The 19,124-nt window shown below is 72.2% G+C and carries 16 protein-coding genes; 10 read left to right on the forward strand and 6 right to left on the reverse strand.

The features are described 5' to 3' along the window. Nucleotides 1–41: 41 nt before the first annotated feature. The gene (gene glgB / locus QFZ82_RS13175) at nt 42–3,122 is read left to right on the forward strand and encodes a 1,4-alpha-glucan branching enzyme (RefSeq protein WP_307713351.1); all 3,081 of its coding nucleotides are present in this window, start codon (nt 42–44) and stop codon (nt 3,120–3,122) included. Nucleotides 3,123–3,218: 96 nt separating this feature from the next. Here glgB and QFZ82_RS13180 read toward each other — a convergent pair whose 3' ends face one another. After that, nucleotides 3,219–5,486 carry an ATP-binding domain-containing protein gene (locus tag QFZ82_RS13180; protein ID WP_307713352.1) on the reverse strand — a complete coding sequence of 756 codons (2,268 nt, stop codon included), beginning with the start codon at nt 5,484–5,486 and terminating at the stop codon, nt 3,219–3,221. Between the two features lie 141 nt (nt 5,487–5,627). On the opposite strand from QFZ82_RS13180, the gene QFZ82_RS13185 reads away from it, so the two are divergent. Then, nucleotides 5,628–6,275 carry a DUF6817 domain-containing protein gene (locus tag QFZ82_RS13185; RefSeq protein ID WP_307713353.1) on the forward strand — a complete coding sequence of 216 codons (648 nt, stop codon included), beginning with the start codon at nt 5,628–5,630 and terminating at the stop codon, nt 6,273–6,275. A gap of 79 nt (nt 6,276–6,354) precedes the next feature. On the opposite strand, the gene trxA is transcribed toward QFZ82_RS13185, so the two are convergent. From trxA to QFZ82_RS13200, 3 genes are read right to left on the reverse strand one after another with little or no spacing between them, the layout of a single operon-like run. Next, the gene (trxA, locus tag QFZ82_RS13190) at nt 6,355–6,693 is read right to left on the reverse strand and encodes a thioredoxin (RefSeq protein WP_307713354.1); all 339 of its coding nucleotides are present in this window, start codon (nt 6,691–6,693) and stop codon (nt 6,355–6,357) included. A 3-nt stretch (nt 6,694–6,696) separates the two neighbouring features. Further along, the gene (locus QFZ82_RS13195) at nt 6,697–7,089 is read right to left on the reverse strand and encodes a MerR family transcriptional regulator (protein WP_307713355.1); all 393 of its coding nucleotides are present in this window, start codon (nt 7,087–7,089) and stop codon (nt 6,697–6,699) included. 52 nt (nt 7,090–7,141) lie between these two features. Continuing rightward, entirely contained in the window at nt 7,142–7,663 is a 522-nt protein-coding gene (locus tag QFZ82_RS13200) for an Lrp/AsnC family transcriptional regulator (RefSeq protein WP_307713356.1), read from the reverse strand. Nucleotides 7,664–7,748: 85 nt separating this feature from the next. Between QFZ82_RS13200 and QFZ82_RS13205 the strand changes: the two genes are divergently transcribed. Beyond that, nucleotides 7,749–8,669, forward strand: coding sequence for an NAD-dependent epimerase/dehydratase family protein (locus QFZ82_RS13205; RefSeq protein ID WP_307713357.1), 921 nt, complete (start codon nt 7,749–7,751; stop codon nt 8,667–8,669). Beyond that, the gene (locus QFZ82_RS13210; protein WP_307713358.1) at nt 8,666–9,544 is read left to right on the forward strand and encodes an aldo/keto reductase; all 879 of its coding nucleotides are present in this window, start codon (nt 8,666–8,668) and stop codon (nt 9,542–9,544) included. Before QFZ82_RS13205 ends, QFZ82_RS13210 begins: the two co-directional genes overlap by 4 nt. Nucleotides 9,545–9,801: 257 nt before the next feature. Here the strand turns inward: QFZ82_RS13210 and QFZ82_RS13215 are convergent, their stop codons facing one another. Then, entirely contained in the window at nt 9,802–11,193 is a 1,392-nt protein-coding gene (locus QFZ82_RS13215; protein WP_307713359.1) for a cation:dicarboxylate symporter family transporter, read from the reverse strand. Between the two features lie 96 nt (nt 11,194–11,289). On the opposite strand from QFZ82_RS13215, the gene QFZ82_RS13220 reads away from it, so the two are divergent. The 6 genes from QFZ82_RS13220 (at nt 11,290) to QFZ82_RS13245 (ending at nt 18,002) form a co-directional block, all read left to right on the forward strand. Beyond that, nucleotides 11,290–12,951, forward strand: a complete 1,662-nt coding sequence (locus QFZ82_RS13220) for an ATP-binding protein (RefSeq protein WP_307713360.1) — start codon at nt 11,290–11,292, stop codon at nt 12,949–12,951. 328 nt (nt 12,952–13,279) lie between these two features. Continuing rightward, on the forward strand, nt 13,280–13,960 hold the full coding sequence (locus QFZ82_RS13225; protein WP_307713361.1) for a response regulator: 681 nt from the start codon (nt 13,280–13,282) through the stop codon (nt 13,958–13,960). 143 nt (nt 13,961–14,103) lie between these two features. Continuing rightward, the gene (locus QFZ82_RS13230) at nt 14,104–15,462 is read left to right on the forward strand and encodes an ABC transporter substrate-binding protein (RefSeq protein ID WP_307713362.1); all 1,359 of its coding nucleotides are present in this window, start codon (nt 14,104–14,106) and stop codon (nt 15,460–15,462) included. Nucleotides 15,463–15,469: 7 nt separating this feature from the next. Then, nucleotides 15,470–16,336 (forward strand): carbohydrate ABC transporter permease, encoded by an 867-nt coding sequence (locus QFZ82_RS13235; protein WP_307713363.1) that lies wholly within the window; start codon nt 15,470–15,472, stop codon nt 16,334–16,336. Further along, nucleotides 16,336–17,172: a carbohydrate ABC transporter permease gene (locus tag QFZ82_RS13240; protein ID WP_307713364.1), complete on the forward strand. Its 837-nt coding sequence runs from the start codon at nt 16,336–16,338 to the stop codon at nt 17,170–17,172. The genes QFZ82_RS13235 and QFZ82_RS13240 overlap by 1 nt, the downstream gene beginning before the upstream one ends. A 218-nt stretch (nt 17,173–17,390) precedes the next feature. Further along, the gene (locus QFZ82_RS13245) at nt 17,391–18,002 is read left to right on the forward strand and encodes a helix-turn-helix transcriptional regulator (protein WP_307717706.1); all 612 of its coding nucleotides are present in this window, start codon (nt 17,391–17,393) and stop codon (nt 18,000–18,002) included. Nucleotides 18,003–18,024: 22 nt separating this feature from the next. Here QFZ82_RS13245 and QFZ82_RS13250 read toward each other — a convergent pair whose 3' ends face one another. Then, the gene (locus tag QFZ82_RS13250; RefSeq protein ID WP_307713365.1) at nt 18,025–18,999 is read right to left on the reverse strand and encodes a helix-turn-helix transcriptional regulator; all 975 of its coding nucleotides are present in this window, start codon (nt 18,997–18,999) and stop codon (nt 18,025–18,027) included. Nucleotides 19,000–19,124 lie beyond the last annotated feature (125 nt).

Raw genomic sequence — 19,124 nt, forward strand, 5'->3', positions numbered from 1 at the left:
TCTCCCCGCTCCCTTTACTCGCGCCCAGGAGGCCGACCCCCGTGACCCCCCGCCGCTCCTCACGCCCCGCCGCCGCCCCGACCCCTGCCCCGCCCCCACCCGGCCACGACGGCGCGACCCCGCCCGAGGCCCCCGCGCCGGGCGCCGAGACCGCTCGGGCGGGCGGGGACGACACGTCGGCGTCTTCGGGGGCTTCGTCCGGCACCGGCCGGGCCGCGGCCGGTGCGGCTGCCGCGCCGGAGCCCGCGCCCGCGGAGCCCGGCACGGCAGACGGGCCCGTGTCCGGCGCCCCGCAGCAGCCGGGCGGTACCTCCACGCCGACGGGGGCCGAGCCGGGCGGGGACAGTGCGTCGGGGTCGTCGCCCGGGACCGGGTCCGGTACCGCCGGGGCCGACGACGCGGAGGCCGCGCCGGCCGCGGCGCCCAGGGCCGCGGACGGGGACGCGGCCGGGACGGAGCCCACGGCCCGGCGCACGGCCGCGGACGGCAGGACCGGGGCCGACGCCCCCGCGCCCACGGCACGACGCGTCGCCTCCGCCCGCGACGCCGGAGCCGACGAACAGGCAGCGGCCAACAGCCCCGCCCCCACCGCACGACGCGTCGTCTCCGCCCGCGACGCCGCGGCGGACGAGCACACCGCGGACGACGCCCCCGCGCCCACGGTGAACCCTGTGCCCGAGGCCGGCGGCGAGGCATCCGCCCGGCGGCGCGTCACCGCGGCGCGCAAGGCCGATCCCGTGGAGGACGGCCCGGCGCGCGAGCCGTTGGCCGTGAGCGGGTCCACGGCAGGCGCGGCGCGCGCGGCACGGACCGGCACGGCGGACGCGGCCGGCGGGTCCGCGCCCGCGAAGCGTTCCGGCGGCGGCCGCACGGGCACGGCGGGCGCGCCCGCCAAAGGCTCCGGCGGCGGCCGGGGCGCGCCGCGCCCCCGTACCGGCGGCGTACGGGCGGCCAAGCCGCTCGGGGACGACGACCGCGGACGGCTCCTGTCCGGCAGCCACCACGACCCGCACGCCGTGCTCGGCGCGCACTCGGTCCGCGGCGGCATCCAGATCCGCGTCCTGCGTCCGCACGCGCTCTCCGTGACCGTCCTCGCCAAGGGGCTGCGCGCCGAGCTGAACGACGACGGCGACGGCTTCTTCTCCGGCGTGCTCCCCCAGCGGACCGTCCCCGACTACCGGCTCCTGGTCGCCTACGAGGGCCACGAGGACGGCTTCGAGGTCGAGGACCCGTACCGCCTGCTGCCCGCGCTGGGCGACCTCGACCTGTATCTCATCGGCGAGGGCCGGCACGAGGAGCTGTGGAAGGCGCTCGGCGCGCATCCCATGACGCACCAGGGCGTGACCGGCACCCGGTTCACGGTCTGGGCGCCCGACGCCCGCGGCGTCAGGGTGGTCGGTGACTTCAACTTCTGGGACGGCACCGGCCACCCCATGCGGTCGCTCGGCGCGACGGGCGTGTGGGAGCTGTTCCTGCCGGGCGTCGCCGAGGGCACCCTGTACAAGTTCGAGATCACGCGCCCGGACGGCTCGCGCACGCAGCGGGCCGACCCGATGGCCCGGCGCACCGAGGTGCCGCCCGCGAACGCGTCGATCGTGACCGAGTCCCACCATGTGTGGCAGGACGGCGAGTGGATGGCGCACCGCGCCGACCGCCCCGTCCACGAGGCGCCGTTCTCCGTGTACGAGGTGCATCTGCCGTCATGGCGTCCCGGCCTGACGTACCGCCAGCTCGCCGAGCAGCTGCCGCGGTACGTGAAGGACCTCGGCTTCACGCACGTGGAGTTCATGCCGGTCGCCGAGCATCCCTTCGGCGGCTCCTGGGGCTACCAGGTCACCGGCTTCTACGCGCCGACCTCCCGGATGGGCACCCCGGACGACTTCCGCTTCCTCGTCGACAGCCTGCACCGGGCGGGCATCGGCGTGCTGGTGGACTGGGTGCCCGCGCACTTCCCGCGCGACGACTGGGCGCTGGCGCAGTTCGACGGGCGGCCGCTGTACGAGCACAGCGATCCGGCACGGGCGGCCCACCCGGACTGGGGCACGCTGGAGTTCGACTACGGCCGCAAGGAGGTGCGCAACTTCCTGGTCGCGAACGCCACGTACTGGTGCGAGGAGTTCCATGTCGACGGGCTGCGCGTGGACGCCGTCGCGTCGATGCTCTACCTCGACTACTCGCGCGAGGACGGCCAGTGGTCGCCGAACGAGCACGGCGGCCGGGAGAACCTGGACGCGGTCTCCTTCCTCCAGGAGATGAACGCCACCGTCTACCGGCGCAACCCGGGCGTCGTCACGATCGCCGAGGAGTCGACGGCGTGGAACGGCGTGACCCGGCCCACGCACCACGGCGGCCTCGGCTTCGGTCTGAAGTGGAACATGGGCTGGATGCACGACTCGCTTCAGTACGTGGCGAAGGAGCCGGTGCACCGCAAGTTCCACCACAACGAGATGACGTTCTCGATGGTGTACGCGTACAGCGAGAACTATGTGCTGCCCATCTCGCACGACGAGGTGGTGCACGGCAAGCGTGCGCTGGTGAGCAAGATGCCCGGCGACTGGTGGCAGCAGCGGGCGAACCACCGCGCGTACCTGGGCTTCATGTGGGCCCATCCCGGCAAGCAACTGCTGTTCATGGGGCAGGAGTTCGCCCAGGGCGCGGAGTGGTCCGAGGGCCACGGCCCCGACTGGTGGCTTTTGGACCCGTCGTACTCGGCGGAACCCGACCACCGGGGTGTCCGGGACCTCGTGCGCGAGCTGAACGCGGTCTACGGCGACGCGCCCGAGCTGTGGCAGCTCGACACCGTGCCGGAGGGCTTCGTCTGGGTGGACGGCGGGGCGGCCGAGGACAACGTCTTCGCCTTCCTGCGGTTCGACAGGCAGGGCACGCCGCTGCTCGCCGTGAGCAACTTCTCGCCGGTGGTGCGTCACGACTTCCGGCTCGGGGTGCCGGGGTCGGTGTCCGCCTGGGTGGAGGTCCTGAACACGGACGAGGAGCGGTTCGGCGGCTCGGGCGTGCGCAACGCGGAGCCGATGAAGCCGGAGCAGGTGGAGTCGCACGGCAGGCGGACGTCGATCGCGCCGACGCTGCCGCCGCTGGCGACGATCTGGCTGCGCCCGGCCTGACGGACGGGCCGTGCCCCGCTGCCGGTGCGGCAGCGGGGCGCTTCGGCTACGCCCCTCTCTTTCGGATCTTGCCGGTCTCAGGAGCCCCGGGAGGACCTACGCGCCCGTGCTCACCAGGCCGAGCCGCTGGGTGGCGCGGGTGCAGGCGACGTAGAGGTCGTTCACGCCGCGCGTGGAGCCCGAGCGGATGAGGCCGGGCTCGACCACGATCACCGTGTCGAACTCCAGCCCCTTCGCCGCCTTCGGGTCGAGCAGCACGACGGGCCGGGTCAGGTCCGGCTCCTCGCCCGCGGTCACATCCGGCAGTTCGGCGGCGAGCACGGTGTGCAGCGCGGCGGGTGCGATCACCGCGAGCCGCCCCTCGTGCGGCGCCCGGGCGACGTACGCGGCCACCGTGCGGGCGAGTTCCTCCGGGGCGACGACGACCTGCCAGGGGTCGACGCCGGTGGAGCGCACCGAGCGCGGCGGCTCGAAGGCCGGGTCCTCGGCGCGCCGCACCTCGGCCGCGAGCGCCATGACCTCGGCAGGGGTGCGGTAGTTGACGCCCAGCCAGGCGTGCTCGAAACGGTCGCCGACATAAGGCTCCAGGATCTCCCGCCACGATCCGCAGCCCGCCGCGTCGCCGGTCTGCGCCGGGTCGCCGACCAGGGTCATCGACCGGGTGGGGCAGCGGCGCATCAGCAGCCGCCACGCCATCGCGGACAGCTCCTGCGCCTCGTCGACGATGATGTGCCCGAACGCCCAGGTGCGGTCGGCGGCGGCGCGGGCGGCCGCGCTGCGGTGGTCGGCCTCCTCGTGGCGCTCGGCCATGCGCTCGGCGTCGATGATGTCGTGCGCGGCGAGCACCTCGGACTCCTCGTCCTCGAACTCGTACGTCTGCGAGCCGTGCGACAGCTCCAGCACGCCCTGCGCGTAGGCGATCCGGTCCTGGCGCTCGGCCTCGGCCGCGGCCCGCTCCGCGCTGTCGTCGACGCCGAGGAGCTCGGCTGCCTCGTCGAGGAGCGGCACGTCGGCGGGCGTCCAGGGACCTCCGGCGCGCCGGACGGCGGCCGCGTCCTCGGGGTCCAGGTACAACTCCGGCTCGGCGAGGAAGCCGGCGACCAGTTGCTGCGGCGTGAGCGGGGGCCACAGCGTGTCGATGGCCGCGTGGACCTCGGCGCTGGTGGCGATCTCCTTGCCGAGCTGGGCGATGTCGTCGGGTCCCAGCAGGTTCTCGCCGCCGTACGGGTCCGCGCCGAGCCGGTCGGCGAGCTGCTCGGTCAGCGCGTCGATGACGCGGAAGGCGAAGTGGGGGCGGGCCAGGTTGTGCGGGAGTCCGGTGTCCCGCGCCCGGTCGCGGGCCTCGTACGCCATCTCCCGGTGCAGCAGCAGCGTCCCGTACTCGGCGTGGTCGATCTCCAGGGCGGGTTCGGGCAGGGCGCCGCCGTCCTCGCCGGTGGCCGTCGGCAGGGTCTCGGGCAGCGTCTGCCGGCCGGCGACGACGCGGGCGAGGACGTCCGCCATCCGGGCCGCGCCCTTGACGGCGGCGGCCTCGGGGGTGTCGGTGCCGGTGGCGTGCACGCCGGGGAACAGCTCGCCCATCGTGGACAGCAGGACGCCGGTCTCGCCGAGGGAGGGCAGCACCTCGCCGATGTAGCCGAGGAAGGCGGGGTTGGGGCCGACGATCAGGACGGCGCGGCGGGCGAGCTGCTCGCGGTGGGCGTAGAGGAGGTACGCGGCGCGGTGCAGCGCGACCGCGGTCTTCCCCGTGCCGGGTCCTCCCTCGACGACGAGCACGCCGTGGCGCGGGGCACGGATGATGCGGTCCTGCTCGGCCTGGATGGTCTGCACGATGTCGGCCATGCGCCCGGTGCGTGCGGCGCCGAGCGCGGCGAGCAGCACCTCGTCGGCGTCGTGCGCCTCGTAGCCGGTGCGGGTGGTGTCCGCGAGGTCGAGGATCTCGTCGTGCAGCGCGGTGACGGTCCGGCCCCGGGTGCTGATGTGCCGCCGCCTGCTGAGCCCCATCGCCTCGTGGCCGGTGGCGAGGTAAAAGGGCCGGGCGACGGGCGCGCGCCAGTCGATGAGCATCGGAGTGCGCTGCGGATCGTCCTTGCGCATTCCGATTCTGCCGATGTGATGACGTGTGCCGTCCTTGAGATCGATGCGGCCGAAACACAGACCGTTGTCGACCGCATTGAGTGCGGAGAGGTGCGCACCGTGTTCGGCGACGCTCACGTCCCGTTCCACGCGGGACTGGGCGAGGCCGGTGCTGGCCTGCCTCAACGTGGTCGCGATGGCCCCTTCCGCCTCCTCGCGCAGCGCGTCGAGACGCTCGTAGAGCCCGGTGATGAATTGCTGCTCGTTCTGCAATTCCTCGGTTGACAATTCAGCTCCTGACGCGATATGGTGTCACCAGTGAACTTCTCCGCGTTTATCGCTGCGCCCTGCGGCAGGCAAACTCGGAAACATTCAATATACGCAGAGAAAGCCCCCGGCCGTCAATTGGGTCGGGGTATTTTTCTGCGCATGGACACACCGACGGACATATCGGCGGGCATCACCGCGGCGACAGCGCTGCTGCGACGGCACGGCGCGGCGGACCTCGGCCACCCGGGAGGCACCCTCCTGGCTCATCTGGAGCGGGTCGAGCAGCGCCTCGCCGGCTGGGGTGCGCGCCCCGCGCTGCGGCTGGCGGGACTGTGCCACGCCTTCTACGGCACCGACGGCTTCGCCGCGTCGCTGCTGCCACGGGAGCGGCGCGGGGAACTGGCCGCCGTGATCGGCGCCGAGGCGGAGGAGCTCGTGCACTTCTACGCGAGCTGCGACCGCGAGGCGTCCTACGGGACCCTGGCGCAGCCCGGCGCGCTTTTCCGCGACCGGTTCACGGGCCGCACGTCCGCACCCGCGCCCGCGCGGCTGCGGGACTTCGCCGAACTGACGGCGGCGAACGAACTGGACCTCGCGGTGGTGAACGACGCGATACGGGCCGAGCACGGCGGCGCACTGCTGCGGCTGTTCACGGCGTGGCGTCCACTGCTGTCGGAAGCGGCGTACGAGGACGCCCAAAGCGTCCTCACCCCTCGCGGCGAGGAGCGCCGCACCGGCTTCCCCGCCGAGGGCGTCCCCACGGACCGGGAACCCACCCGTCACGATGCCGGGCGTGGAGACGGATGACGGCAACGGCCGGGACCTGCGTCCCGGCCCGCCGCGGTTTCCGGACGGGGCGGCGAGACCGTCGCCCCGCAGGCGCTCGTCAGCGCGTGAGCACGTCCTCCAGTTCCTCGAGGAGCCGGCGCCTGGGGCGGGCGCCGACCATCGAGCGGACCGGTTCGCCGTTGCGGAACACCAGCAGCGTCGGCAGCGAGAGCACCCCGTAGCGGGTCACCGTCTCCGGGTTGGCGTCCGCGTCGATCTGCACGACCTTCAGGCGGTCGGCCTCCTCCCGGGACACCGCGCTCAGCACGGGCGCGAGCTGCCGGCACGGACCGCACCAGTCCGCGCCGAACTCCACCAGGACCGGGCGGTCGGCGCCCAGCACCTCGGCGTCGAAATCCGCGTCCGTCACCACGGCCACGTCCTTGGCCGGAATCATCGATCAGCCTCCGAATTCGCATCTGGGTTCCGGGCCGGCCTGTTGCTGCGCCTCGGCGCGCAGCAACTGCGCGCCGACCTGCGCGCGCACCGAGCTCAACTGGTCGATGAGCGCGTCCAGCTCGGCGAGCTTGGCCCGGTAGACGGCGAGCGAGGCGGGGCAGGAGTCCCCCGCCGGGTGCCCGGCGCGCAGGCATTCGACGAACGGCCGGGTCTCCTCCAGGTCGAACCCGAAGTCCTGCAGGGTCCGGATCTGCCGGAGCAGCCTCAGGTCGTCCTCGTCGTACGTGCGGTAGCCGTTCACCGCGCGCCGGGCGGGCAGGAGCCCGCGGGACTCGTAGTAGCGCAGAGTGCGGGTGGTCGTGCCGGCCCGATCCGCAAGCTCGCCGATTCGCATGTCCCCGACCGTAATCCTTGACGCCGACGTCAAGGCAACGGCCGATGGCGGCTCAACCGCCGTGCGGCAGCAGCGGCTTGCGCTCCAGCGGGGAGGTCAGCACGATCGACGTCGTCGTGCGGCCGAGTGCCGAGACCTGTTCCAGCACGTCCTCCAGGTGGACCGTGTCGGTGACGGCGACCTTGAGGATCCAGCAGTCCTCGCCGACGACGTGGTGCGCCTCGATCACCTCCGGGCGCTCCAGCAGCTCCAGCGTCCTCGGGTGCTTGAAGTTGTGGCCGCCGTGGGGATTCACGCGGATGAACGCCTGGATGCCGTGTCCGAGCCGGGCGGGCGAGACGTGCGCCCCGTAGCCCGTGATCACTCCGGACGCCTCCAGTCTGCGGACCCGCTCGGTGACCGCCGCCGGGCTCAGCCGGACCCGGCGTCCGAGCTCGCTGAGCTTGACGCGACCGTCCCGCTGGAGGATCTCCAGGATGTGCCGGTCGACGGCATCCAGAGCGGCCACCGACGTTTCCTTGGCGACGGCCCTCGGATGCCGTGGTTCTTTCGGCGCGGCGGCCGGATCTCCCATGTCTCCCCCTTCATGACGCGGCCCGCAAACATAACACTGGTGTCCCACAAGGAAATCGGGGACAGGAAAAGAGGATCCGGGTCGGATGAGGGACGTACTGGCCATCGGGGGAAATCGGTATTTCGGAAAGCGGCTGATATCCCGGCTGCTGAATTCCGGTGACCGGGTCACCGTTCTGAATCGCGGTTCGTCCGCACCGCCCGCGGGCGTGACGGCGTTGCGGGCCGACCGTGACGACGAGCACGCTCTGCGGACCGCGGTCGGCCCGCGCGAATTCGACGTGGTGGTCGACCAGGTCTGCTACACCCCGCGCCAGGCGGATGTCGCCCGCCGGGTGTTCGCGGGCCGCACCGGGCGCTATGTCATGACGTCCACCGTGGAGGTCTACGAGTACGAGGACTCGGCCGCGCCGGTCGGCGAGGACGCCGTCGACCCGCTGAGCGTGCCCGTCGACCTCACGGCCCCGTGGGACGACGCGGATTTCCGGGACGGGCACTACGGCGAGGGGAAGCGGCAGGCGGAGGCCGTCTTCGCGGCCGGCGCCGGGTTCGACTGGGTGTCCGTGCGGACCGCCCATGTGCTGGGCGGGGCAGACGACTTCACGGGGAGACTGGAGCACTACGCGTCCCTGATGCGCGCGGGCAGGCCCGTCGCGGTGCCCGCGCGGAACCATCCGGCGACCTACATTCACGTCGAGGAGATCGCCGACTTCCTCTTCTGGGCGGCCGGCCGGGACTTCACGGGCCCCGTGAACGCGAATTCCCACGGACCGCTCACGACCGCCGGCATCTGCGCGGCGATCGGCCGTCTCACGGGCGCCGAGGCGCAATTCACGACGGTGGAGGTCGGCGAGACGTCGCCGTTCTCCTTCGCCCGCGCCTACGCAATGGACAACGCCCGCGCCACCGCACTGGGCTTCGCGTTCGGCCACACCTCCGACTGGCTCGACCGCGCCGTCACCGAGACGCTCGGCGCGCGTGGGGGCGACGGGGAGGTCCGGCGATGAGGCACCGCATGCTCGGTGATCTCCGGGTCGGCGCCATCGGGTACGGGGCCATGCCCCTGTCCATCGAGGGGCACCCCGACGAGCGGCGGGCCGTCGCCACCGTCCACGCGGCGCTCGACGCGGGCGTCACCCTGATCGACACGGCCGACTCGTACCACGTGCCCGGAGGCGAACCGGGGGCCGGCGAACGGCTCGTGGCCCGCGCGCTCGCCTCGTACGGTGGGGACACCGGCGACGTGCTCGTCGCCACCAAGGGCGGCCGGGGGCGTACGGCCGACGGGGGCTGGACGGTCGACGGGGATCCCCGGCACATCAAGCGGGCCGCGCGGGCCTCGCTCGCCCGGCTGGGCGGCCCCGCGGTCGGGCTGTACCAGCTGCACAAGCCGGACCCGGCGGTCCCGTACGCCGAATCCGTCGGCGCACTGCGGGACCTGCTGGAGGAGGGGACGATCCGGTACGCGGGCATCTCCAACGCCGACTCCGAGCAGATCGCGCTCGCGCACGACATGCTGGGCGACCGCCTGGTGTCCGTGCAGAACCGCTACTCGCCCGAGGTGCGCGACAGCGAACCCGAGCTGCGCCTGTGCGCGGAACGGGGGCTGGCGTTCCTGCCCTGGAGCCCGCTCGGCGGGATCTCGCGCAGCTCCCTGGACGGCCCGTCGGCACTCGCGGCGGCGAGCCCGTACGCGGCCTTCCACGCCGTGGCGCGCGAGCGCGGGGTCAGCCCGCAACGGGTCGCGCTGGCCTGGCTGCTGGCGAAGTCGCCCACGGTCGTGCCCATCCCCGGGGCGAGCCGCCCGGCCACTGTCACGGACTCCGCGGCGGCGGCCGGACTGGAGCTGACGGAGGAGGAGCTGGCGGCGCTGGACGCGTGAACGCGGAACGGCGGCGGCTCCGGCCGGATCAACGGCGTTCGGGGGCGGCTCCGCGAAGGCGGGTCACGTCAGAGGCGGTGCCGCCAGGGCCGGTCACGTTCGGCCGGTCACGTTCGGCCGGTTCCGCGAGAGCCGGTCAGCGGTGTGCGCCGGGCCCGAGGGGGTGGGGCCCGGCGCACTCCGGTGGCGGTGGCGGGAGCGGAGCTCCGCCGGTGGCGGTGGCGACGGTCGTCACCTCCGCCGATGGGTGGTGAGGATCAGACCTTCACCGGCTCGCGCTCGTCGTCGCGCGGCTCCGGCACCCCGGCCTTCTCCACGACCACGTGGTCGTCCAGCAGGGTCTTCTCGTCGAACGGCAGACGTCCCGAGAGGACCTCGCGCACCTGTCCCTTGTCGATCTCCTTGGTCCAGGTGCCGATGAGCACCGTCGCCACGGCGTTGCCCGCGAAGTTCGTCAGGGCGCGGGCCTCGCTCATGAAGCGGTCGATGCCGACGATCAGACCCACACCGTCGACCAGCTCCGGCCGGTGCGACTGCAGACCGCCCGCCAGCGTCGCCAGACCGGCGCCCGTGACACCCGCCGCTCCCTTCGACGCGACGAAGAGGAACAGCAGGAGCGCGATCTGCTCCCCGATCGACATCGGGTTGCCCATGGCGTCGGCGATGAAGAGCGAGGCCATGGTCATGTAGATCATGGTGCCGTCGAGGTTGAAGGAGTATCCGGTCGGGACGGTGATGCCGACGACCGGCTTGCTCACGCCCAAGTGCTCCATCTTCGCGATGAGCCGCGGGAGGGCGGACTCGGAGGAGGAGGTGGAGAGGATCAGCAGGAACTCGCGGCCCAGGTACTTGAAGAGCGAGAGGATGTTGAGGCCCGCGACGACCCGCAGCAGCGCGCCGAGCACGATGACGACGAACAGGAAACAGGTCACGTAGAAGCCGAGCATCAGCACGGCGAGACTCTTGAGCGCGTCGAGACCGGCCGAACCGGTCACCGCGGCGATGGCGCCGAACGCACCGATGGGCGCGGCCCACATGACCATCGCAAGGATGCGGAAGACGAGCCGCTGGATGTGCTCGATGCCGCGCAGCACCGGGGCGCCGGCCGGGCCCATGGCCTGGAGCGCGAAGCCCGCGAGCAGGGCGACGAGGAGGGTCTGCAGGACCTCACCACCCGTGAAGGCGGAGACGATCGTGGTCGGGATGATCCCGAGCAGGAACTCGGTCGTGTCCTTGGCCTCGGCGGAGACCTGCTCCTGGCCCACTTCCTTGACCGCGTCGGTCACCGCGAGGCTCGAACCGGGGTCCAGGACGTTGCCGACGACCAGGCCGATCCCCAGGGCGACCAGCGACATCACCACGAAGTAGCCGAGCGCGATGCCGCCGACCGCGCCGACCTTGGCGGCCTTGCGCACGGAGCCGATGCCCAGCACGATGGTGCAGAAGATGATCGGCGAGATCATCATCTTGATCAGGTTCACGAACCCGGTGCCGATCGGCTTGAGTTCCACGGCGAAGTCGGGAGCGACCAGGCCGACGGCGATGCCGAGCGCCACCGCGATGATCACGGCGATGTAGAGATAGTGGGTGCGGTCCCGCCTGACGGCTCCTGTGGCCACGGCGTCCTCCTCGATTTCCTGTGCGTCCATGTCCCGATGGATGCCGTGAATATCCACCAGCCCTGTGACCCCGGTCACCCTTGCGTTCGTTTCGTTCACACAATTCCGGCCAGGCAGACTTAACCCATGCGCATTCCCCTCCCCCGCAGCCTCGCGGGCCAGCTCTTCGCGATGCAGGTCGTGCTGGTCGCCGCGATTGTCGCGGGCTGCGCGCTCTTCGCGTACTTCACCGACCGCTCCCAGGCCGAGGAGTCGGCCCGGCTGCAGACCAGCGCGACCGCCGCGGCCGCGGCGCGGTCCCCTTCGGTCGTCCAGGCGGTCCGCTCGGACGACCCGTCGGCGGCGCTCCAGCCGTACGCGGAGGCCCTGCGCAAGGACGCGGGCATGGACTTCGTCGTGATCATGGACCCGCGGGGGCGGCGCTGGACCCACCCGGAGCCGGGCGAGATAGGGCGGACGTACCTCGGCCACATCGAGCCGACCCTGCGCGGCGAGATCTACAGCGAGCGGTACACGGGCACACTGGGGCTCTCCGTACGCACCGTGGCGCCGGTCCGTGACGACGGGAAGGTCGTCGCGCTCGTCAGCGCCGGCATCACGATCGAGGAGATCAGCGAGCAGGTGGCCAAGCAGGTCACGGCGCTGCTCGTGATGGCGGGCGGGGCGCTCGCGCTCGGCGGCGTCGGCACGTACGTGATCAACGCCAGGCTGCGCCGGCACACGCACGGCATGAACGCGGCGGAGCTGGGGCGGATGCACGACTACCACCAGGCCGCGCTGCACGCGGTGCGCGAGGGCCTGATCATGCTCGACGGCTCCCGGCGCATCGCACTCGTCAACGACGGGGCGCGGGAGCTGCTGGGGCTCGGCGACGACGCCGTGGGCCGCCCGGTGGCGGACCTCGGCCTGCCCGCCCCGCTCACGGGTGCGCTGCTGGCGTCCGAGCCGCGGGTCGACGAGGTGCACCTCACGGCGGACCGGGTGGTCGTGGTGAACACCCAGCCGGTCGTCGGCGGCGAGAAGCGCGGCACGGTGGTGACTCTGCGCGACCACACGGAGCTCCAGGCGCTCTCGGGCGAGCTCGACTCGGAGCGCGGCTTCTCGCAGGCCCTGCGCTCACAGGCCCACGAGGCGGCGAACCGGCTGCACACGGTGGTGTCGCTGATCGAGCTGGGCCGCGCGGACGAGGCGGTCGACTTCGCGACGGCGGAACTGGAGCTGGCGCAGGCCCTGACCGACCGCGTGGTGGGCGCTGTCGGCGAACCGGTCCTCGCGGCGCTGCTGCTCGGCAAGGCGGCGCAGGCGAACGAGCGGGGTGTGGAGCTGGTCCTCACCGAGGACAGCCGCATCGACGACGGCGTCCTGCCGGCGTCGCTGCCGTCGAGGGACCTGGTGACGATCCTGGGCAACCTGGTCGACAACGCGGTCGACGCGGCGGCCGGCGTCGGCGCCCTGGTGCCGGCCGGCCCCGCCCCGCCCGGCGACGACCTGCGGGTCGCGTCGCCCCCGCCGGGCGGCGTCCGCGCACGCGTCACCGTGACGGCGCGGGCCGAACGGGACGAACTGCTGCTGCGCGTCGCCGACACCGGTCCCGGTGTCGAACCGGAGTCCGTCGAGGACGTCTTCCGCCGCGGCTGGTCCACGCACGGCCCCGGCCGGGGCATCGGTCTGGCGCTGGTCCGCCAGGCGGTCCACCGCGGCCATGGCACGATCACGCTCACGCGCGCTCCGGAAGGCGGAGCGGAATTCACGGTCCGTCTTCCCCTGACCCCGGAGCCCCGCCCATGACGCCTCTGTACGCCCCGGCGACGCCGCCCGCCCCATGGCCACGGTCCACGAGCACCCGCCCCGACCGCGCACCCCGGGCGCGCGCAGCCTTCCCGCGCCACAGCGCCCCTCGGGCGCGGACCGAGGCCACCCGCCCCGGCCGAAGGCCGGACGCCCGCAACCCACAGGTGACCGTGGACGTCTCACGCGGGCGCAGGACCGCGGTCGGCCGGGGGACGCGGTCCGGCCCGTACGCCCCGTCGGCGGGGCGCCTGCCCCTGGCCGGCCACCCCGGCGCCCCCGCGGGGCGCGGCGGCGCCGGGGTGGCCCGAGCCCGGGAGGTGCGTCCGTGACCATCCGGGTGCTGGTCGTCGAAGACGACCCCGTCGCCGCCGACGCGCACGCGCTCTACGTCGGGCGCGTGCCCGGGTTCGTCGTCGTGGGGGTCGCGCACTCCCGCGCCGAGGCCGTGCGCGCGCTGGAGCGGGCCGAGGTCGACCTCCTGCTGCTCGACCTCTACCTCCCCGACGGGCACGGCCTCCATCTCGTACGGTCCCTGCGCGCCGCCGGACACTCCACCGACGTCATCGCCGTGACGTCCGCCCGCGACCTCGCCATCGTCCGGGAGGGCGTGGCGCTCGGGGTCGTGCAGTACGTGCTGAAGCCGTTCACGTTCGCCACCCTCCGCGACCGCCTCGGCCGCTACGCCGAGTTCCGGGCCGCCGCCGGAGAGGCCAGCGGCCAGGAGGAGGTCGACCGCGCTCTCTCCGCACTGCGCGCGCCGCGCAACGCGACAACGCTCCCCAAGGGCCTGAGCGCGCCCACCCTGGAGGCGGTCACCCGCACTCTGCGCGACTCCGGCGAGGGGCTGACCGCCACCGAGGCCGCCGCGGCCGTCGGCATCTCGCGGATCACGGCTCGCCGTTACCTGGAGCATCTGGTCACGGCCGGGCGCGCCGTCCGCAGCCCTCAGTACGGCCAGATCGGCCGCCCGGAGCTCCAGTACCGCTGGGTCAGCGCCCGGCGCTGAGCACCGCCACGGGCCTCAACCGCCGTGCTCTGCACGGGGATTGATTTTGTCAACTGACCGGTCATACCGTCACGGACAGCAGCCCGCAGCCCCGCGCCGCCCGCCCGGCGCCCGGCTCCCCCGGCTCAGAGGAGGTCGTGCCCGTGCGCCCCACCGCCCCACTGATCCTCATCACCGCCGTCACCGCCCTCGCGGCGAGCCTCACCGCATGCGGCAGCGGCTCCGGCGGCGATCCGGACACCGTCGAGGTCGCCTACAACCGGTCCACCGACAACAAGATCCGCTTCAAGGACGCCTATCTGGAGGCGGCCAAGCAGCAGTTCGAGAAGGAGCATCCGGGCAAGAAGGTCAAGCTGATCCCGATCCAGGCCCCGGACAACGACTACGCCACCAAGGCGCAGCAGATGATGCGCTCCCCCAAGACCGCGCCCGACCTGGTCTACGAGGACACCTTCCGCATCAACTCCGACATCAAGGCCGGCTACTTGAAGCCGCTGGACGACTATCTGGCCGAGTGGGACCAGTGGGACCGCTTCGTGGACACCGCGAAGGCCGCGGCGAAGGCGGAGGACGGCAAGACGTACGGGGTGCCGGACGGCACCGACACCCGCGGGCTGTGGTTCAACAAGGAGATCTTCGCCAAGGCCGGGCTGCCGGCCGACTGGGCGCCGAAGAACTGGGCGGAGGTCCTGGACGCGGCCCGTACGGTCAAGAAGAAGGTCCCCGGCGTCATCCCGATCAACGTCTACACCGGCAAGGGCCCCGGCGAGGCGGCGGTCATGCAGGGCTTCGAGATGCTGCTCTACGGCACGGGCGAGGACCCTCTCTACGACTCGTCGGCCAAGAAGTGGGTGGCGGGCGGCAAGGGGTTCGAGGACGCCCTCGGCTTCGTGAGCACGGTGTACAAGGAGAAGCTCGGTCCGGACGTGTCCGACGCACTCGACCCGAACATCGGCACGCGGGTCGCCACCGAGTTCTTCCCCGAGGGGAAGCTGGCGATCTCCCTCGACGGCTCGTGGATGGGCCAGAACTGGGTGAACGAGGGCCCCAAGGAGTGGCCGGAGTGGAGCGAGAAGCTGGCACAGGCGCCCATGCCGACGCAGAACGGCCGGGCGCCCGGCAAGGTCTCCATGTCCGGCGGCTGGGCCTGGTCGATCCCGGCGAAGGCCCAGAACCCTGATCTTGCCTTCGAGTTCATCAGGACCCTGCAGTCGAAGGAGAACGCGACCGAGTGGTGCGTGGTCGGCGCCCAGATCGCGGTGCGCGAGGACGTCGCCGCCGATCCCCGGTATCTGAAGTCCATGCCGGGCATCGACTTCTTCACCGGCCTGGTGCGCTACACCCACTACCGGCCGGCGCTGCCCGTCTACCCGCAGGTGTCGACGGCGATCGGCGAGGCCATGGAGAAGGTGACCACGGGTGACGCGTCGCCGGCCGACGCCGCGAAGGCCTACGACGAGCAGCTGAGGACCATCGCCGACGGCGCGGTCGTCTCCCGGTGAGCGGCCGGTGAGCGCGTCCCGGACGGGACGGTGGCGGTGGGCCCCGCTCGCCCCCGCCACCGTCCTCCTGCTCCTGTTCCTCGCGGGCCCCATCGGCTACTGCGTGTGGATCGCCTTCACGAACACGCAGCTCACGGGCCAGTCGGGCGCGGACTTCGTGGGCCTCGCGAACTTCCGGCGGGCCTTCGCCGACGACGACTTCCGCAACGCGGTGTGGCTCACGCTCGTCTTCACCTTCGTCTCGGCGATCGTGGGCCAGAACACGCTGGGCCTGGCGCTGGCCGGTCTGATGCGCGTCGCGTCGCGTCCGGTGCGCACGCTCACGGGCGTTCTGGTGATCACGGCATGGGTGCTGCCGGAGATCGTCGCGGCGTTCCTGCTGTACACCTTCTTCCGGCGCGAGGGCACGCTCAACGCGATTCTGGACTGGCTCCAGCTCCCCTCGCAGAACTGGCTGTTCACACTGCCGATCCTGGCCGTGTCGTTCGCCAACGTCTGGCGGGGCACCGCCTTCTCGATGCTGATCTACTCCGCCGCCTTGGCCGAGATCCCGCGTGACATCACGGAGGCGGCCGAGGTCGACGGGGCGAGCGGCCCGCGCCGCGTCTGGCACGTCACGCTGCCGATGATCCGCCGCTCCATCGGCACCAACCTGATGCTCAACACCCTCTCCACACTGTCCGTCTTCGGTCTGATCTGGGCCATGACCCGCGGCGGCCCGGGCAACCGCAGCCAGACGCTGCCGGTGTTCATGTACGACCAGGCATTCCTGAAGTCCCTGATCGGCTACGGCACGGCGGTGGCGCTGCTGCTTCTGCTGGTCGGGTCGCTGTTCTCGGTGGTGTACCTGCGTCTGATGAAGGTGGAGGTGTGATGCGGGCCGTGATGCGCCGTGCCACCCGCGCCCGCCTCGCGGCGAACGGCGCCCTGCTGCTGACAGCGGCGGCGTTCGCCCTGCCGCTGGTGTGGCTGCTGCTGGCGTCGGTGGACGCGGACGCCGACCTGCGCGTACGCATTCCGGCGTCGCCGACGGCGGAGAACTTCGACGCGGTGCTCACGGACGAGATCACGTTCACGCCGATGCTCAACAGCCTGGTGCTGTGCGGCGGGGCGACCGTGGTGTCGGTGGTGTGCGCGGCGCTCGCCGCGTATCCGCTCTCGCGGCACCGTTCGCGGTTCACCCGCCCGTATCTGCTCACGATCCTCTTCACGACGTGCCTGCCGATCACCGCGATCATGGTCCCGGTGTACGGGCTGTTCGTGCAGGTGAACCTGATCGACACGACGTACGGTACGGCGCTCTTCCTCGCCGCGTCCCAACTCCCCTTCGCCATCTGGCTGATGAAGAACTTCATGGACGGCGTGCCGGTGGTGCTGGAGGAGGCGGCCTGGACGGACGGCGCGTCGCACCTGCAGACCCTGACCCGGGTGGTGCTGCCGCTGATGGGGCCCGGCGTGACGGTGGTGACGATCTACACGTTCATCATGCTGTGGGGGAACTTCTTCGTCCCCTTCATGCTGATCCTGTCCCCCGACCAACTGCCCGCGTCCGTTTCGATCTTCACGTTCTTCGGCAACTACGGCTCCGTGGTCTACGGTCAGCTGGCGGCGTTCTCACTGCTGTACTCGGCGCCGGTGCTGGTGCTGTACGTGCTGATCGCGCGCAGGCTCGGCGGCGGGTTCGCCCTCGGCGGCGCGGTCAAGGGGTGACGCCGGGCCCGGGGCCACACGGGCACGCCGGTACCCTTCGGTAGCTCCGGCGTACGTCCACCGCTGTGGATCAGCTCGGAGATTCCTACGACATGTAGCTTGAGGGGAACGCACCGTAGTCGCCGGCGTACGCTTCCCCGTACGTTGTGCCCGTGCAGCACACCCCTTCCCCTCCCTTCAACGCCCCCGCCGCGCGCCGACTCCGCGAGGCCCTGGGGATGGCGCCCGGTCACGTCGCCTACGGACTGCGGGCCCAGTACGGACTCCACGTCTCGCCGGACACGGTCATGGCCTGGGAACGCGGGCTCGCGACGCCCGGCACCCGTGAACTGACCGCCCTCGCGGGCGTCCTGTGGTGCTCCCCCGGCGAACTGCTCGCCGACGCGACGACCCTGCGCGAGCACCGCATCGCGCGCGGCATGGCGCCCGACGACCTCGCCCGCCGGGTCGGTCTCGACACGGCCGTGTACCAGAGGATGGAGGAATCGGGCCGCTGGCGCGGCAACGAGCGCCAGACCGCCGCGCTCGCCGAGACCCTGCGTCTGACCCCGCGCGCGCTGCTGGCTGCCACGGGCCGCGACGAGGAGCTGGCGGAGCTCCTGCGCAGCGCGGTGACCGCGCGCTGGCAGGCGTACGTCCGTCCGGTCGGCAAGATGCTCCCGCTGGACCGCGGCCATCTGGAGGCGGTGCTCCAACGGCTGCACGCCGACTACCAGTCCCGGATGATGGCGACTTTGAGCTGGGGCGAGACGTCGAGGGACACGGGCGAGCCCGGCCGTGACTTCCTGGAGAGCATCGTGGACCACTTCTGGGCCCTGTCCGGCGGCTGACCACGGCCGGCGCGGGCGGGGGTCACAGCCAGCCGCGGCGGGCTGCCAGGGCACCGGCCTGGAACCGGCTCGTGGCGCCCAGCCGTTCGAGCACCGTCTTGATCCGGCGTTCGACCGTGCGCGACGAGACACCGAAGTGGCGGGCGATGCGCAGATCGGTCGAGCCCGCCGCCATCAGGTACAGCAACTCCCGCTCGTCGTCGCCCAGATCGGTGTCGACCGTGCCCTCGACACCCAGCGGCATCGCCATCTCCCAGACGGTCTCGAAGAGGCTGAGGAACCCGTCGAGCAGGTCGGAGCGGCCGATCACCAGGGACTCGGCGGTCCGGGTCCGCGACACCACCGGCACCAGGGCGAGATCCTCGTCGAAGACGACGAGTTTCATCGGGGTCCTGGCGATGAAACGCCCCTCCTCGCCGTGCGCGAGCATGTGGAGCATGCTCGTGCGGGCGGCCGGGTTGTTCAGCGCCTCGGCCGCGTAGACCGTCCGGTACGAAATGCCCTGGCTCATCCGCCGCAGCTGACGTTCGTCGTTGGTGCCGATCACCGCCGCGAAGGGCGGCGCCGCTATCCCCCGCACGCTGCTGCGGCAGTTCTCCTGGCCGGTCTCGAAGAGGTGCAGCATCTCCTCGGCGGACACGGCCCGTATCCGCGACGCGCTGCCCGCGCCACGGGCGGCGAGGTATTCCTGCGTGAGCGTCTCGACGGCCTGGTGCGACTGGATCACCTGGTCCTCCAGCCGGCGCACCCACTCGGCGGCGACCGCGCTCGGCGGCAGGACGACCACCTTCAGCGGCACCCCGGCGGCGTGCTCCGCGGCCCCCATGTCCACCAGGCGGCCGAGCGCCTCCTGGGTCTCGTACTCGGTGAGGGAGGTCAGGGCGGCCAGCTCCGCGATCTCCAGCCAGGGCGACCGGGCGAGCTCGGCGTAGACCTCCTCCGCGACGGGGTCGTCGACCGGGAGGACGCGGCCCTTGCCTCTTACCCGCTCCGCCATGACAGTCAGCTCCCCTCGGCCCGTTAGCGTTCGGCGCAAGGGATGATCTCAGAGGCCCGGCCGGAGCGCGGTGGGGGGAACCACAGTTTTTTGCGGGCGCCTTGCCAAAGACGCGCGAAGCCGTG

The organism is Streptomyces sp. V4I23, assembly GCF_030817975.1.
Taxonomy (GTDB): Bacteria; Actinomycetota; Actinomycetes; order Streptomycetales; family Streptomycetaceae; genus Streptomyces.